We start from the raw sequence: 15,136 nt of genomic DNA on the forward strand, positions 1-15,136 counted from the left end.
GTGAGACCATGATCGGTTATTATCAGACAGACCAGGGAAAAGTAAGGGTTCATAATGAAGATGCCGGTGGCGTCTTTCATAACGATGCAGGTCAAACGCTTGCTATCGTAGCTGATGGGATGGGGGGGCACCAAGCCGGTGATGTGGCAAGCCAGATGACGACTTCCCATTTACATACGAAATGGCAGGAGATTGAAAAAATTGAAACCCCTGATGATGCTGAAAAATGGATCAAAGAAACGGTCCTTGCTGCGAATAACGAAATTAAAACGTATGCAAATGAACATGATGAATGTGCTGGAATGGGGACGACTGTTGTCGTCGCTTTATGTACAGAACAGTTTGCAACGATCGGTCATATTGGGGACAGCCGTTGCTATTTCGCAAACGCTTATGGCTTTAATGCGATTACAGAAGATCATTCTCTCGTTAATGAACTTGTTCGATCAGGTCAAATTACGGAGGAACAAGCCGAACACCATCCACGGAAGAATGTGTTGCTGAAAGCCATTGGAACAGAATATGACTTGACGGCAGACGTAAAAACATTGGAATTTGAAGAAGATGACCGCCTTCTTTTATGTACGGATGGTCTGACGAATAAAGTCACGGATGAAGAGCTTCGTGAACTGCAAAACCATCAAGGGGACTGGGCAGACTTCACGCAAAAAATGGTAGACCTTGCCAATGAACGGGGTGGCGAAGATAATATCACACTTGCTGTGGTCCATCATTGCCAACTGCCTTCTGATGAGAAAGAAGGTGCAGAATAATGTTGAATAACCGTCTCCTTAACGACCGTTATCGTGTACAAGAGATGATCGGTGGCGGCGGTATGGCGAATGTCTACCTGGCTCACGACACGATTTTAGATAGAGAAGTCGCCATAAAGGTATTGCGGTTGGAGCATGGCAATGATGAAGAATTCATTGCTCGCTTTCATAGAGAGGCACAGTCAGCTACAAGTTTATCTCATCCGAATATTGTGAACATCTATGATGTCGGTGAAGAAGAGGACATTTATTTTATGGTCATGGAGTATGTCGATGGAATGACGTTGAAGCAATATATTCAGCAGCATAGTCCCGTAGATGTAACAGAAGCAGTAGATATAATGAAACAGATTGCTTCCGCTATTGCCCATGCCCATGACAATGAAATTGTTCATAGAGACATTAAACCCCAAAATATTCTAATTGATCATTATGGTCATGTGAAAGTGACAGACTTTGGAATCGCTATGGCGCTGAGTGCTACAGCTTTAACTCAAACAAACTCTGTTTTAGGTTCTGTCCATTACTTATCACCAGAACAGGCCAGAGGGGGAATGGCGACGAAAAAATCCGATGTTTATTCATTGGGTATCGTTTTTTTCGAGCTATTAACAGGAAGGTTGCCTTTTTCCGGAGAATCCCCCGTGTCGATTGCATTAAAGCATCTCCAGCATGAAACTCCTTCTTTAAGGCGTTGGAATGCTGATTTACCGCAAAGTGTTGAGAATATTGTGCTGAAATCAACCGCCAAGGATCCTTTTCATAGATATAGTTCTGTATTGGAAATGGAGAATGATATCGAAACGAGTCTTGAACCTTACCGATCCGATGAGCCTGTTTTTACTCTTCCAGATGACGATGATGATGAAAAGACCAAAGCGATCCCGGTCATTACTAATGAAGCCTATGAAGATTCTAAAGATCAAGACACGATTATTAACACGAATGATCATAAGCCTCTTCATCAGTCTTCATCGACGCCAACGAACACTGATCAAGAACCTGAGAATGACGAGCCAGTAAAAGGGAAGAAAAAGAAAAAACGAAAAGTTTGGCCATGGATCCTTACCCTCGTTTTGTTTTTAATCATTGGAGGGGTAGCGGCTTTATTTCTTATCCCTGGCATTATACAACCGGCGAATGTGGAAATCCCTGATCTTTCCGGTGAAGAATATGAAACAGCGTACAGTGAACTTAGTGATTTAAAATTAAGTGTCAAGAGGGAGACGCGTTTCTCGGAGGATGTGGAAGAAGGAGACGTTATTGGTACAGATCCAGAAGCAGGCATGACAGTTAAAGAAGGTTCAGAAGTAACGGTTTACCTTAGTAATGGGAAAGAACGGACAGAGTTTCCGGATTACTCGGGAGAAGATTATGAAAAAGTGAAAGAAGAATTAGAAAGTAAAGGATTCGGAGAAATTCGCTCTTTCACTCAATCAAGTGATCGTCCACCAGGGGAAATTCTCGAACATGTGACTCCAAGTCCAGGCGAAAGCGTGATCCCCGAAGAAACGAATGTTACCTTTCAAGTCAGTGGCGGCCCGCCTACTTTCGAACTTAGTAGTTTAGAAGGGGTCAGTCAGCAAAATGCAACGGACTATTTGGAAAGGCGTGGACTTCATGTCGAAGTAAATCATGAGTATTCGTCAGAGATAAAAAATGGGAATGTTATTAGCCAGGAACCCGCAGCATTTACAGAAGTAAAAGAAGGAGATACGGTGGCGCTCGTCGTTTCACAAGGACCTAAACCTCAGCCTCCTCGTGATGAAACTGTACAGATAGAAGTGCCATACGAGGCACCTGAGGATGAAGAACAAAGGGATGAAGGACAGGGAGAACAAGGAGCAGAAGAGGCAGAAGAGCCTGAAGGTCAGCACGTGTTGATTTATGTCAATGATGCAGAAAGAGATGATTCGACACCAGTGATTGATGAAACAATTACGGAGACGAAGACGTATGAGATAACCATGACTATCGAGCCTGGAGAAGTGGCCACATATAGAGTGATGAAAGATGATGAAGTCATTGATGAAGGTGAAGTATCGTATTAAGAGGTGAAAAAATGCCAGTAGGAAAAATAATCAAATCTTTAAGCGGCTTCTATTACGTGTTGTCTGACGGAGAGGTGTACCAATGCAGAGGCCGCGGGAACTTTCGCAAGAAGAAAGTGACCCCCCTCGTTGGGGATATCGTCGAATTTAAGGCTGAAAACCGTCAGGAAGGATATATCCTTTCGATTAATGAACGAAAAAACGAGTTGATCAGGCCTCCGATTGCGAATGTCGACCAAGCATTGATCGTCACTTCTGCTGTTCACCCTGACTTCAACGCCTTATTATTGGATCGTTTTCTGGTACTTGTGGAAGAAAAACGGATCGAGCCGTTTATCGTCATTTCCAAAATGGATCAGTTGGATCATGCACAAATGGAGATGATGGAAAACTACAAAACTCTTTATGAAAGGATAGGCTATCCTGTCATCTTATCAGCTGTTAACGATACCGAAGCCATGGAATTGATCCAATCTCATCTTGCTAATCGCACCACGGTAATTGCAGGGCAGTCTGGTGTCGGGAAATCATCGCTGCTTAATTCCATTGATTCGAGACTTTGCATTGATACGGATGAAATATCCGAAAGTTTAGGACGTGGGAAGCATACAACAAGGCATGTGGAACTTTATGAAATTTCCAAAGGCCTAGTGGCGGATACTCCTGGTTTTAGTTCGCTAGAGTTTGGGGAACTAGAAACAGACCAGCTCGCTGAATGCTTCCCTGAGTTTGTGGAAGTACAAAATGATTGTAAATTCCGCGGGTGTCTTCATTTTAAAGAGCCTAAATGTGCGGTGAAAGCAGCGGTTGATACTGGTGAAATTTCCAAACAGCGCTATGATCATTATGTACATTTTTTAAATGAAATACAGAACAGAAAGCCGAGGTATTAATTATGACTAAAGTTGCACCATCTATTCTAGCTTCTGATTTTGCAAAGTTAGGTGAAGAAATTAAGGACGTGGAAAATGGCGGAGCCGATTATATCCATATAGATGTGATGGACGGCCATTTTGTTCCGAACATCACGATCGGCCCATTGATTGTGGATAGCATTCGCCCTATCACAGACTTACCCTTAGATGTTCACTTGATGATTGAAAACCCAGATCAATATATAGAGGCTTTTGCAAAAGCAGGATCTGATATTATTACCGTTCATCAGGAAGCCTGCCCGCATCTGCACCGGACCATTCAATTAATCAAAAGTTATGGGGTGAAAGCAGGAGTCGTCATTAATCCCGCCACACCTGCAGAATTGATTCGACCTATTCTAAAGGATGTGGATCTGGTGTTATTGATGACTGTGAATCCTGGCTTCGGTGGTCAGTCCTTCATCCATTCCGTCGTACCGAAAATTAGCCAGATTGATAAGTGGCGTAAAGAAGAAGGGTTAACCTTTGAAATCGAAGTCGATGGAGGTGTGAAAGCACAAACAGCAAGGCTATGTACAGAAGCGGGAGCCGATGTTCTTGTCGCTGGTAGTGCCATCTTCAATCAAGAGGATCGTAAAGAAGCCATTGATGCAATCAGGCAATAACGGAAAGCAAGCTCAGAGGATAGAGATTCCTTTGAGCTTTTTCATTGTCTCGTTATGATGGAGAAAAGAGCAGTGTCCCTTTTTTATTAGTGTCTCATTTATTCTAAAAATAAGCGTACATCCCATTAAAAAGCATCAAATATCCACTAGAAATCGCTTTTTTCGGGAATCGAGCGGAGAGAATGTGAGAAATGGTGTAGTTGTTATGCAGGAAGGATGAAGGATGATGAAAAGAGTTGTCATTGTTGGTGGAGGTCCAAAATCTTATATCCCTGATTTGCAGGAATTCTCTTGTACAGACTGTATTTGGATTGGAGCTGATCAAGGGGCAGAGGTCCTCGTGGAACAGGGGATCACCCCGGATATAGCCATAGGGGATTTTGATTCAGTAACAGAAGAATCTTTAAAGGAAATTAAAAATAGGTCCCATCGTATTCACATTTATCCAAATGAAAAAGATGAGACAGACTTAGAGCTTGCCATAAATGAAGCACTTAAAGAGCAGCCTGAGCATATTCTATTATTCGGAGTGACCGGTGGACGAATGGATCATTCCCAGGCGAACATTCAGCTTCTATACCCCCTCATGCAAAGGAATATAAAAAGTACACTGATAGACAGACAGAATCAGGTGGAATTAGTATCCGCGGGCATGCATAAACTGGTATCGGATAAGCGTTATCCCTACATTTCCTTTTTACCAGTCACACTTGAAGTAGAGGATCTCACTCTTCAAGGCTTTTATTATCCACTGGAAAAAGCTTATGTTCCTTTTGGGTCCACCTTATGCATCTCAAACAGACTGATTGAAGATACAGGTACTTTTTCATTTGAGTCAGGCATACTCTTAGTAATAAGAAGTACAGACTTGCCTATTAGAGGGTGAAAAAGGGAGTTCGCATTAGTTCATATAGGAGGAGGGGGCTCTTTGAAATTTTATACCATCAAACTCCCACGATTTGTTGGGGGTCTCGTGCGCGCAGTCATAAGTACATTTAAAAAAGATTAGGATCAATAGCGGAAGTGGGGCTGGCTTAAGTCGACTTTTTTATCGGTGTCTTGTGTGGACGGATAGCTTATGAACATCGCTTTAGCTGGCCACTAAAGCTGAAGAGATCGTATGTGAATGCAGGAGTTCCGATGTAACCATGGGCTGAGCCTCGGAACTGTTCGATGATGGCCCGTTTCCCTAATGTACACACAAAAAAGCACCCGGTCCCGGGTGCTTTTTTTGTGAGCCGTTTCCGCTAAGCGAAAAGGCGATTATACGCGTTGTACTTTGCCGGATTTAAGTTCACGTGCGGTAACGTAAACCTTTTGCGGCTTGCCATCCACAAGGATACGAACTTTTTGTACATTTGCTTTGAATTTACGTTTATTAGCGTTCATCGCGTGTGAACGGTGGTTACCTGAACGTGTACCTTTACCAGATAAAACACTTCTGCGTGCCATGAAAATCCCTCCTGTTACATACATAAATCATCAGATACTTAGTAACTTTATCATATAGAAAAATGCTTTGCAATAATCTAGTAAGAATTATATCAAGAATTTTTTCTTGACAGAACTAATGAATTGTTACAAAGTATAGTAGGGAAATCCACGTCATTTTCTTGCTTTTGAACACAAATTCATTAAACAAGTTTGTGTTATAATAGGGTAGGAATAATGAGGATTATAAAGGAGGATCTATATGTCCGTTGATTTAAATAACCAATATGGTCATATTACTATTAGCAATGAAGTCATTTCAACGATTGCCGGAGGAGCGGCTGTAGAATGTTATGGGATTGTCGGGATGGCATCCAAAAATCAGATCCGTGACGGTTTATCTGAAATGCTCCGTAAAGAGAATTTTTCTAAAGGGGTCGTTGTGAGACAGGATGAAGATCGCCTCCACATAGATATGTACATTATTGTGAGCTATGGAACAAAAATTTCGGAAGTGGCTCATAATGTTCAATCACAAGTGAAATATACACTAAACAAAACAGTCGGATTGTCCGTAGACTCTGTGAATATCTTTATTCAGGGAGTCCGTGTGACAACTGAATAGATATCGGTTGTAGTCAAAGGAGGAAGTAAGTGTGACGTTACAAAAGTTAGACGGCAAAACGCTTGCCGAAATGATTTTGCAAGGGGCTCAGCACCTGAAGCAGAACTCTCAAATGATTGACGCTTTGAACGTTTTCCCTGTTCCGGATGGTGATACAGGGACGAATATGAATTTGTCCATGACTTCTGGAGCCGAAGAGGTACGCTCGGTTGATAAGAATCATGCTGGAACTGTTTCGAAGTCTCTATCTAAAGGTTTATTAATGGGGGCTCGTGGAAATTCAGGTGTGATTCTTTCTCAGATTTTCCGGGGCTTCTCCAAAGCAGTAGAAGAGAAAGAAGTCCTGACAACCAAGGGTTTCGCAGAAGGCCTTCAAGGTGGTGTGACAACAGCTTATAAGGCTGTGATGAAACCCGTAGAAGGAACCATTCTCACTGTAGCCAGAGAAGCTGCTGAAGCTTCCGTTGAAATAGCAGAGAATGAACCTGACTTCCTTCCATTTATGGAAGGTGTGGTCAAGATCGCCAAAGAATCATTGAAAGGAACGCCTGAACTTCTGCCTGTATTAAAAGAAGTAGGTGTTGTTGATAGTGGTGGACAAGGCCTTGTCACTATTTATGAAGGGTTTCTTGCTAATTTAAAAGGAGAAGAGCTTCCTGATTTAGAAGAGACGGTTTCTATGGATGATATGGTTAATGCGGAACACCATAAACTTAATCAGGATTTCATGAATACAGAAGACATCGAATTTGGGTACTGTACAGAATTCATGGTCAAATTCGAAGAAGAGAAACTTGCCGAGAATCCGTATGATGAAGAAGCCTTCCGTCGTGATTTAAGTCAGATCGGGGATTCTTTACTTGTGGTATCGGATGAAGAGTTGATTAAGGTTCATGTTCATGCTGAGTATCCTGGTGAGGCAATGACGCTTGGCCAAAAGTATGGCAGTTTGGTCAATATGAAGATTGAGAATATGCGTGAACAGCATACATCCATCGTCAGTGAGAAAAAGAAAGCCAAGCCTCAATCTCAAAAGAAAGCAGAATACGGAATCGTTACGGTAAGCATGGGAGATGGCATTAAGAAATTGTTTGAAAGTCTTGGGGCCACGGTTGTCATTCAGGGGGGACAGACAATGAACCCTAGCACCCAGGATTTATCTGAAGCCATTAAAGAAGCTTCCGCGAAGCGCGTGCTCGTTTTGCCGAATAACAAAAATATCGTCATGGCTGCGGAACAAGCGGCTGAAATCGCAGATGTAGAAGTTGCGGTTATTCCTTCAAAAACTATTCCTCAAGGGATGAGTGCCATGTTAGGCTTCAACCCAGAAGCGGATATTGAAACGAATAAACAGGAAATGGGTAGTCTGATGGCTGAAGTAAAGACGGGTCAAATCACCTATGCTGTCAGAGATACGCAAATTGATGGATTAAATATTGAAAAAGATCATTTTATGGGAATTGCGGATGGTAAAATTTCTGTAACAGACAAAGATGTCTTGACAACAGCAAAAACGTTGTTAGATCAAATGATCGACGAAGATGAGGACGAAATCCTGACTATATTGACAGGTGAAGAGGTTGATGAAAAAGAAGTAGCTGATCTTGAAGCCTATATGGAAGAAAACTTTGAGGATGTAGAAGTAGAAATTCATAATGGTGGCCAGCCGATTTATTCCTACATTTTTTCAATTGAATAACATGTCAAAAAGCGCAGCTCCATGCTGCGCTTTTTTTATGCTTGTTTTCGCACAAAGGTTTGTTTGAATTTCAAATGCTTTTTCGTAGAATGCAGAATGACAAGGATGTAGCTGCTAATGAGGACTGTGTAAACCAAGGCTGTCGTCGTATCTTCTAAATGGAGCGAATGTAAAAGGGTACGTGCATTCGTAAGGATAATAAAGCCACCAGCCAGCACGCCCAGAATAGTAGAAGGAAGCAGTTTGACAAGCCAGGCAGCGATGGGGGCTGCCACTACACCTCCGATTATGAAGGACCACACTAAAAGCCAGCTAAGCTGCTCCCATCCTAGGAAAATGAGAAAACCGAGAGTTGCTGAAACCGTTACCAGAAATTCACTAGTATCAACCGTTCCGATTACTTTTCTTGGAGCCATCCCCGACCTGGAGAGAAGAACGGGGGTATTCACAGGTCCCCATCCTCCGCCGCCGACACTATCCAAAAAACCTCCGATCATGCCAAGTGGCACTAAGAAAACTTTTTTTAATTTACGAGTGGGTGTAGTTTTTTTGGTTTGTTGATTCATCATTAAAAAACGTACCAGAATATAGACCCCTAGTCCTAGGAGAAAAATAGAGATATAAGGTCGGATGATTTCTCCAGAGATATGACTAAGAAATGCAGCGCCGCAAAAAGCACTTAGGGCTCCTGGCACAGCCAACAAGACGACAAGACGCAAATCTACATTTCCAAACCTATAATGAGAATATCCTGAGGCGGCTGTTGTTGCGATTTGTGACATATGAATAGATGCCGATGCAACAGCTGGCGCAAGACCATAGGCGAGTAGAATAGAGGAAGAGGTCAGACCAAATCCCATTCCGAGAGCTCCGTCCATCATTTGTGTCAAAAAAGCAATCAAAGCGAATGTTAATAATTTTTGCATGGTACCTCTCCTTTTTTTGTAAAAGGCTCTTCAATCCTTGCCTTTAATTAATCATATAGACTTACTTGGTTTTATGTACAAAAATTTTTTATTCCAAAATAAATACCCCTTCCATAGAGAAGAGGTGTCCACTGTCCTCTCCTTATCTTTCAGATTTGCATCTGCTGGATTGAGCACCTTACGGAAGGTTGCTGCGGGATCATTAGACCAGTTTCTTCCCCCGTCTCTTTATAAGGATGTTTAATTTGTGTGAAGAATACTTTCAAAGCTAAAGGAAGCTACCTTATTTGTCAATACTTTCAAATGAAATAAACAGAAAAATTGTAATTTTTCAAAATAGCATTGACATATTCTAAAAAGGAGCATAAGATTTTAATCAATACTATTTTTAAAAAACTTTATACCTTTTTCTTATCTAGAGAGGTGGAGGGACTGGCCCTTAGAAACCTCGGCAACGGGTTTGATGAAAACAGATACTGTGCCAATTCCAGCAAGTGTTGATCACTTGGAAAGATAAGGAGAATGTTCATTTACTTTAAACAAGTGAATGCCTTTCTTCTTATCACAGAAGAGAGGCATTTTTGTTTAGGAAGGAGGAACTTATGGGTCAACAAGCTCCCACTTATGAGCGTTTCACGAAAGATCCATTTGAGGATTTTCAACCGGAAGATGAAACAAAGGGTGCTCAGGAAGTCATTCAATGGGCCTATGGACAATATGAGGACATCGTCTATGCTTGTAGTTTTGGTGCTGAAGGAATCGTTCTCATTGATCTGATTTCAAAAGCAGCCCCGGAAGCAAGAGTTGTTTTTCTGGATACAGGTCTACACTTTGAGGAGACCTATCAATTAATTGAAAAAGTGAAACAAAGGTATCCGAAACTACAAATCACAATGAAAAAACCACCAATCACTGTGGAAGAGCAGGCAGAGCAGTATGGATCGGCTCTTTGGAAGAGGAACCCAGATCAATGTTGCTATATTCGGAAGATAAAACCGCTCGAAGAGGTTATTTCTGGATCCACGGCTTGGCTTTCTGGTTTGAGACGAGAGCAATCGCCTAGCCGAAGTAAAACAAATTTTGTTAATAAAGATGAAAGGTTTAAGTCCATCAAGGTATGCCCTCTTATTTACTGGACATGGGAAGACGTATGGTCTTATATCCGACTAAATAGCTTGGATTACAATGAATTGCACGATCAAAATTATCCAAGTGTCGGTTGTATTCCATGTACGGCCCAGGCAGCAGATGGAGACCGATCTGGAAGGTGGAAAGGTTTAAACAAAACCGAATGTGGTTTACACACGACAAACACTGCAAGTGAATAATGTTAAGGAGGCGTTTGATATGACTATCATTTCACCACACGGAGGAAAGTTGATTAATAGATGGAGCAATGAACAACCAGCAGTTTTACCAGAGGATCAAATTGAACTGGATGCGATGGCCTTGAGCGATATTGGATTAATAGCGAATGGGGCCTACAGTCCTCTCACAGGTTTTTTAAACAAAGAAGATTATGAGTCAGTGGTTAACGATCTTCGTTTGGCGGATCATACGCCCTGGAGCATTCCGATAACCCTTCCAGTGCCGGAACAGCAGGCACAAACCCTCGGTGAAGCAGCACAGCTTGTCAAGGATGGGACCGTCTACGGTTTGATTAAAATTACAGAGATTTATAAACCAGATAAAGAAAAAGAAGCCGAAAAGGTGTATTTAACAACAGAACGTGCCCATCCAGGGGTCAAGAAATTGTTTGACCGTCCAGATTGGTATGTTGCTGGAGAAATTGAAGTTTACCAAAAGCCAGCGTATGAACACGGGAAGCAATTTTATTTAGACCCTGTTGAATCCAGGGAACTCTTTCAAGAGCGTGGATGGAAGAAGGTTGTGGGCTTTCAGACGAGGAATCCTGTCCATCGCGCTCATGAATACATTCAAAAAGCAGCCCTTGAAACCGTTGACGGTTTATTCTTGAATCCACTCGTCGGTGAAACTAAAAGTGATGATATCCCAAGCGATGTGAGGATGAAAAGCTACCAAGTTCTTTTAGATCACTATTATCCGAAAGACAGGGTGACACTGGCCGTTTTCAATGCGGCTATGCGTTATGCAGGTCCGAGGGAAGCGATCTTTCATGCGATCGTAAGAAAGAATTTTGGTTGTTCTCATTTCATCGTTGGGCGTGATCATGCCGGTGTAGGAGATTATTATGGAACCTACGATGCCCAAAAAATCTTCAGTCACTATGAAGAAGGGGAACTTGAAATTACCCCTATGTTTTTTGAACACAGTTTTTATTGCAAGGCATGTGAAGCGATGGCGTCACACAAAACGTGCCCTCATGATAAGGAACACCACATGATTTTATCGGGTACAAAAGTAAGAGAGCTGCTCCGAAATGGAGAAAAACCACCAAAAACATTCAGTCGTCCGGAAGTTGTCGAGGTGTTAATTGAAGGTTTGCAAAAAAAACCGGTAGAAGCGAGGGGATGAAGAGATGGCCACCAATATTACCTGGCATGAAGAAGCGGTAAAAACCGAAGATTATCGAAAAATGAATGGACATCATAGTGGGGTGCTGTGGTTAACAGGACTCTCCGGATCTGGAAAATCAAGCATTGCTAATCTTTTAAATCAACGGTTGCATGAAAAAGGCTTGCAAACATATGTGCTCGATGGCGACAATGTCCGCCATGGTCTGAATGCAGACCTTGGCTTTTCTGAAGCGGATAGAGAGGAAAACATTCGTCGTATAGGCGAAACGGCAAAATTATTTGCGAATAGCGGCACCATTGTGCTTGTCGCATTTATTTCTCCTTATCAGAAGGATCGGGATAAAATAAGAGCTTCCCTTCCAAAAGGAGATTTTATAGAAGTTTATGTGGATTGTCCTTTGGAAGAATGTGAAGCACGTGACCCTAAAGGCTTATACCAAAAAGCTCGGAATGGGGAAATTAAAGGGTTTACAGGGATTGATGCACCGTATGAGGCTCCAAAGAATCCTGAAATTGTCATAAACTCTGGCGATTTAGAAGTGACAAGTTGTGTCGATCAGTTAGTAAAGCTGTTACAAGATAAAAAATGGGTGGACTAAAGGAGATATAGATGATGTCAAAAGTTTATATTGTCGGTGCTGGTCCAGGAGATTATGAATTGATTACCATCAAGGGGTTAAAAGCTATCCAAGAAGCAGACGTCATTTTATATGACCGTTTAATTAATCAGGAACTGCTGGATGAAGCGAAGGAAGGGGCGGAACTTGTGTTCTGTGGGAAGCAACCGAATCATCACGCCCTTTCCCAGACGACAATTAATCACTTGCTCTGCAAATATGCCCTGCAAGGTAAAACGGTGACTCGTTTGAAAGGCGGGGATCCCTTTGTATTTGGCAGGGGGGGAGAAGAAGCGGAAGAATTGGCTAAACGGAGCATTCCATTCGAAATTGTTCCTGGTGTAACATCAGGAATCGCAGCGCCTGCCTATGCAGGAATCCCAGTCACTCATAGAGACTATAGCTCCTCTGTTGCTTTCATTTCAGGGGTGAACAAACAGGGGGAGGATGAAGAAGAATATTGGGAGCGTGTGGTGAAAAGTATGGATACATTGTGTATCTATATGGGAGTGAAGAAGTTACCTGATATTTGTGAACGTCTCGTTAAATATGGACGTTCACAAAAAACTCCAATCGCCTTGATCCAATGGGGAACAACGGAACAGCAAAAGACTGTTACCGGTACGATTGAAACGATTATGACAAAGGCAGAATCGATTCAAAACCCGGCCATGATTGTTGTGGGAGATGTCGTTCAATTGAGGGATAAGCTGCAGTGGTTTGAATCCTCCATCAGGGAAGAATGTGTCGAAGTAAGATCTGATGTTGGATAGGAGGTATCGAGATGGAAGCAGTTTTATATATCAGTCATGGAAGTCGATGGAAGGAGACGGAGAGTGAGGCTGTACAATTCCTTACGAACGTCCAAAAAAACGTGTTTATTGAAACGTATGAGATTTGTTTCCTGGAATTAGCTGATCCTGATGTCTTGGAAGGCATTCACAGGCTTGTGCAAAAGGGAGCCACAAAGATTGTCATCCTTCCTGTTTTACTCTTAAGCGCGGGCCATTACTATCAGGATATTCCTGAGGAGATTCATAAGGCGAAGGAAAAATACCCCCATGTTTCCTTTACCTATGGTCAACCGTTGGGAATCCAAGATAGGATCGTTGACGTGTTGGTGGATCGTATTGACGCCATTCCTCAAGAGCTGGATGAGACGGTGAATATCATCCTTGTCGGCAGGGGAAGTCGTCACCCGGACACCAAAAAGTCAATTGAGTCGATAGCAGTACTTTTAAAAGAAAAGCTCCATTTTAAAAAAATAGAAACTTCCTATCTAGCTGCAATATCTCCACGTTTTCAGGATGCTTTGGAGAAATCTATGAAAATAAATGAAAAAACATTGGTCGTTCCCTATTTGCTTTTCACTGGTGTGCTCTATGAATCGATGAAAACCGTTGTTCAAGAAGCTTGCAGCCAGGGGAATAACGTTTATTTGACCTCTTATTTAAAGGACCATCCGAACATGATTCACGCGGTGGCCGATCGGGTGCTGGAAGGTATGAGAAAAGCTTCCTATTTAGAAGGAGTGGATTAGGAGATGATCCCTTTTTCTTTTCAACTCGATGATAGAAAGGTGGCGATCGTCGGGGGAGGTCGCGTTTCGACCAAAAGGGCAGCAGTTTTACATGAACAAAAAGCAGATATAACGGTGATCAGCCCCACTCTGACGAATGAATTAAGACAGATGAAAGAAGAAGGGCACATTTCTTGGGTTCGACGAAAATTTGTTCCAACTGATTTAGACGGTGTATTTCTTCTTGTCATTGCGACCGATAATCGAAAAGAAAACGATCGGATTACAGCCTGTGCTTCTCATGTGCCGTTGGTGAATAGAGCCGATGGGGGAGAGGGAGGAAATATCCATTTTCCTGCGCAAGTCTCAAGAGGGAGGCTTTCGATAGCTATCACAACCCACGGTGCGAGTCCAAAGCTTGTTTCACGCTTAAAAAAACAGTTCGAGGAATATTTTCCTTCTCAGTACGAACAGTATATTGATTTTTTATATGAGTGCAGACAAATAGTCAAGCACACGGATATGAGTAAGGAACGTAAACAGGCTTACTTGGAAGAAGTGCTCGATCCTTCCTACCAACAACCGGAAAGACAACGTGAAATTATTTGTAAAATACATAAGGAAGGTGGGAGAGTGTGGGAAATTTAAAAAACAAACGAATTGGAATTGCAGCAGACCGCAGGGGAGAAGCGATTGCACAACTGATTCGAAATATGGAAGGAAAACCATTTTCCTTTCCGATCCAAGGAAAGCAAGTATTGAATGAAGATATCTCATTAAGGAATGTGACGCATTATTTAAATGAACCTTTCGATTGGGTGGTTTTGACTACAGGCATAGGCGTGAACACCCTGGAAAATGCTTGTCTGGACCACGAGATGAGGAATGATTTTATAAAAAAACTAAAGAAGGAGAAACTTGCCGTTCGTGGCTCGAAAACAATGGATTGGTTGAGGGGCAATCAGCTGAAAGCAGACTTAATGGCCGATGATGGAACAATGGATGACTTGTTGCATCAAATGCCCCCCGCCGAACAACAAGGGGTATCCTGTGTCTTTATGCAAACCTATAACGAAGATCAGGTACTGCTGAGAGAATTGCTCGAGCGCAAAGGCTATGCTGTTTATATTTCCAATCCATATGCCTTCCATGCTCCATCACCTGACGTTGTAAAGGGTTTATTCAATGAGGTTGTTTCTTCTCAACTCGATGCAGTCGTGTTCACGAGTAAAACTCAAGTAAGGAATTTGGTGGATTCAGGGATCGATAAGGAAAAATTAGCAGAATCCTTTAATCAGGATGTTCTAGCGGTCGCTGTTGGAAAAGTCACCGCTCAGGAGCTGGAAAATATAGGAGTGCAAAAAGTTCTCCAGCCTGCAAAGTCAAAAATGGGGGCGATGGTTGTAGAACTTGATCGTTACTTTCAGCCCTCTACTCAGTTGTGATAAATAAAAAAC

At 42.3% G+C, this 15,136-nt stretch carries 17 protein-coding genes and 2 riboswitches; of the genes, 15 read left to right on the top strand and 2 right to left on the bottom strand.

The window, feature by feature from the left end:
- Positions 1-8 precede the first annotated feature (8 nt).
- The 6 genes from BLW54_RS08435 (at position 9) to spoVM (ending at position 5,373) form a co-directional block, all read left to right on the top strand.
- Positions 9-773 carry a Stp1/IreP family PP2C-type Ser/Thr phosphatase gene (locus tag BLW54_RS08435; protein ID WP_074733959.1) on the top strand — a complete coding sequence of 255 codons (765 nt, stop codon included), beginning with the start codon at positions 9-11 and terminating at the stop codon, positions 771-773.
- Positions 773-2,824 carry a Stk1 family PASTA domain-containing Ser/Thr kinase gene (pknB, locus tag BLW54_RS08440; RefSeq protein ID WP_074733961.1) on the top strand — a complete coding sequence of 684 codons (2,052 nt, stop codon included), beginning with the start codon at positions 773-775 and terminating at the stop codon, positions 2,822-2,824. The genes BLW54_RS08435 and pknB overlap by 1 nt, the downstream gene beginning before the upstream one ends.
- An 11-nt stretch (positions 2,825-2,835) precedes the next feature.
- Positions 2,836-3,717, top strand: a complete 882-nt coding sequence (rsgA, locus tag BLW54_RS08445) for a ribosome small subunit-dependent GTPase A (RefSeq protein WP_074733963.1) — start codon at positions 2,836-2,838, stop codon at positions 3,715-3,717.
- A gap of 2 nt (positions 3,718-3,719) precedes the next feature.
- Positions 3,720-4,364, top strand: coding sequence for a ribulose-phosphate 3-epimerase (gene rpe / locus BLW54_RS08450; RefSeq protein WP_035505441.1), 645 nt, complete (start codon positions 3,720-3,722; stop codon positions 4,362-4,364).
- Between the two features lie 226 nt (positions 4,365-4,590).
- Positions 4,591-5,250 carry a thiamine diphosphokinase gene (locus tag BLW54_RS08455; RefSeq protein WP_035507504.1) on the top strand — a complete coding sequence of 220 codons (660 nt, stop codon included), beginning with the start codon at positions 4,591-4,593 and terminating at the stop codon, positions 5,248-5,250.
- Between the two features lie 42 nt (positions 5,251-5,292).
- Entirely contained in the window at positions 5,293-5,373 is an 81-nt protein-coding gene (gene spoVM / locus BLW54_RS08460; RefSeq protein WP_035505439.1) for a stage V sporulation protein SpoVM, read from the top strand.
- A gap of 254 nt (positions 5,374-5,627) precedes the next feature.
- Here the strand turns inward: spoVM and rpmB are convergent, their stop codons facing one another.
- Positions 5,628-5,816, bottom strand: coding sequence for a 50S ribosomal protein L28 (gene rpmB / locus BLW54_RS08465; protein WP_035505437.1), 189 nt, complete (start codon positions 5,814-5,816; stop codon positions 5,628-5,630).
- A gap of 241 nt (positions 5,817-6,057) precedes the next feature.
- Here rpmB and BLW54_RS08470 point away from each other — a divergent pair, with 241 nt between their 5' ends.
- The gene (locus tag BLW54_RS08470; protein ID WP_035505436.1) at positions 6,058-6,420 is read left to right on the top strand and encodes an Asp23/Gls24 family envelope stress response protein; all 363 of its coding nucleotides are present in this window, start codon (positions 6,058-6,060) and stop codon (positions 6,418-6,420) included.
- Positions 6,421-6,451: 31 nt separating this feature from the next.
- Positions 6,452-8,119, top strand: coding sequence for a DAK2 domain-containing protein (locus BLW54_RS08475; protein ID WP_074733970.1), 1,668 nt, complete (start codon positions 6,452-6,454; stop codon positions 8,117-8,119).
- A 35-nt stretch (positions 8,120-8,154) separates the two neighbouring features.
- Here BLW54_RS08475 and BLW54_RS08480 read toward each other — a convergent pair whose 3' ends face one another.
- Positions 8,155-9,045, bottom strand: a complete 891-nt coding sequence (locus BLW54_RS08480; RefSeq protein ID WP_074733972.1) for a sulfite exporter TauE/SafE family protein — start codon at positions 9,043-9,045, stop codon at positions 8,155-8,157.
- Between the two features lie 139 nt (positions 9,046-9,184).
- Positions 9,185-9,282: riboswitch (SAM riboswitch) on the bottom strand.
- Positions 9,283-9,453: 171 nt separating this feature from the next.
- Positions 9,454-9,565: riboswitch (SAM riboswitch) on the top strand.
- Positions 9,566-9,647: 82 nt separating this feature from the next.
- Between BLW54_RS08480 and BLW54_RS08485 the strand changes: the two genes are divergently transcribed.
- Genes BLW54_RS08485 through BLW54_RS08515 form a run of 7 tightly spaced genes read left to right on the top strand, consistent with a single transcriptional unit; the run spans position 9,648 to position 15,124 of the window.
- Positions 9,648-10,373 (top strand): phosphoadenylyl-sulfate reductase, encoded by a 726-nt coding sequence (locus tag BLW54_RS08485; protein ID WP_074733974.1) that lies wholly within the window; start codon positions 9,648-9,650, stop codon positions 10,371-10,373.
- Positions 10,374-10,392: 19 nt separating this feature from the next.
- Positions 10,393-11,541, top strand: a complete 1,149-nt coding sequence (gene sat, locus BLW54_RS08490; protein WP_035505427.1) for a sulfate adenylyltransferase — start codon at positions 10,393-10,395, stop codon at positions 11,539-11,541.
- A gap of 4 nt (positions 11,542-11,545) precedes the next feature.
- Positions 11,546-12,142, top strand: a complete 597-nt coding sequence (gene cysC / locus BLW54_RS08495; protein WP_074733976.1) for an adenylyl-sulfate kinase — start codon at positions 11,546-11,548, stop codon at positions 12,140-12,142.
- Between the two features lie 14 nt (positions 12,143-12,156).
- Complete coding sequence (gene cobA / locus BLW54_RS08500) at positions 12,157-12,933, top strand: uroporphyrinogen-III C-methyltransferase (protein WP_074733978.1); 777 nt, start codon at positions 12,157-12,159, stop codon at positions 12,931-12,933.
- 11 nt (positions 12,934-12,944) lie between these two features.
- Positions 12,945-13,700 carry a sirohydrochlorin chelatase gene (locus BLW54_RS08505; protein WP_074733980.1) on the top strand — a complete coding sequence of 252 codons (756 nt, stop codon included), beginning with the start codon at positions 12,945-12,947 and terminating at the stop codon, positions 13,698-13,700.
- A 3-nt stretch (positions 13,701-13,703) separates the two neighbouring features.
- The gene (locus tag BLW54_RS08510; RefSeq protein WP_074733982.1) at positions 13,704-14,327 is read left to right on the top strand and encodes an NAD(P)-binding protein; all 624 of its coding nucleotides are present in this window, start codon (positions 13,704-13,706) and stop codon (positions 14,325-14,327) included.
- Positions 14,315-15,124: a uroporphyrinogen-III synthase gene (locus BLW54_RS08515; RefSeq protein WP_074733985.1), complete on the top strand. Its 810-nt coding sequence runs from the start codon at positions 14,315-14,317 to the stop codon at positions 15,122-15,124. The genes BLW54_RS08510 and BLW54_RS08515 overlap by 13 nt, the downstream gene beginning before the upstream one ends.
- The last annotated feature ends 12 nt before the right edge of the window (positions 15,125-15,136 follow it).

The sequence above is a fragment of the Halobacillus karajensis genome (assembly GCF_900108515.1).
Classification (GTDB): Bacteria; Bacillota; Bacilli; order Bacillales; family Halobacillaceae; genus Halobacillus; species Halobacillus karajensis.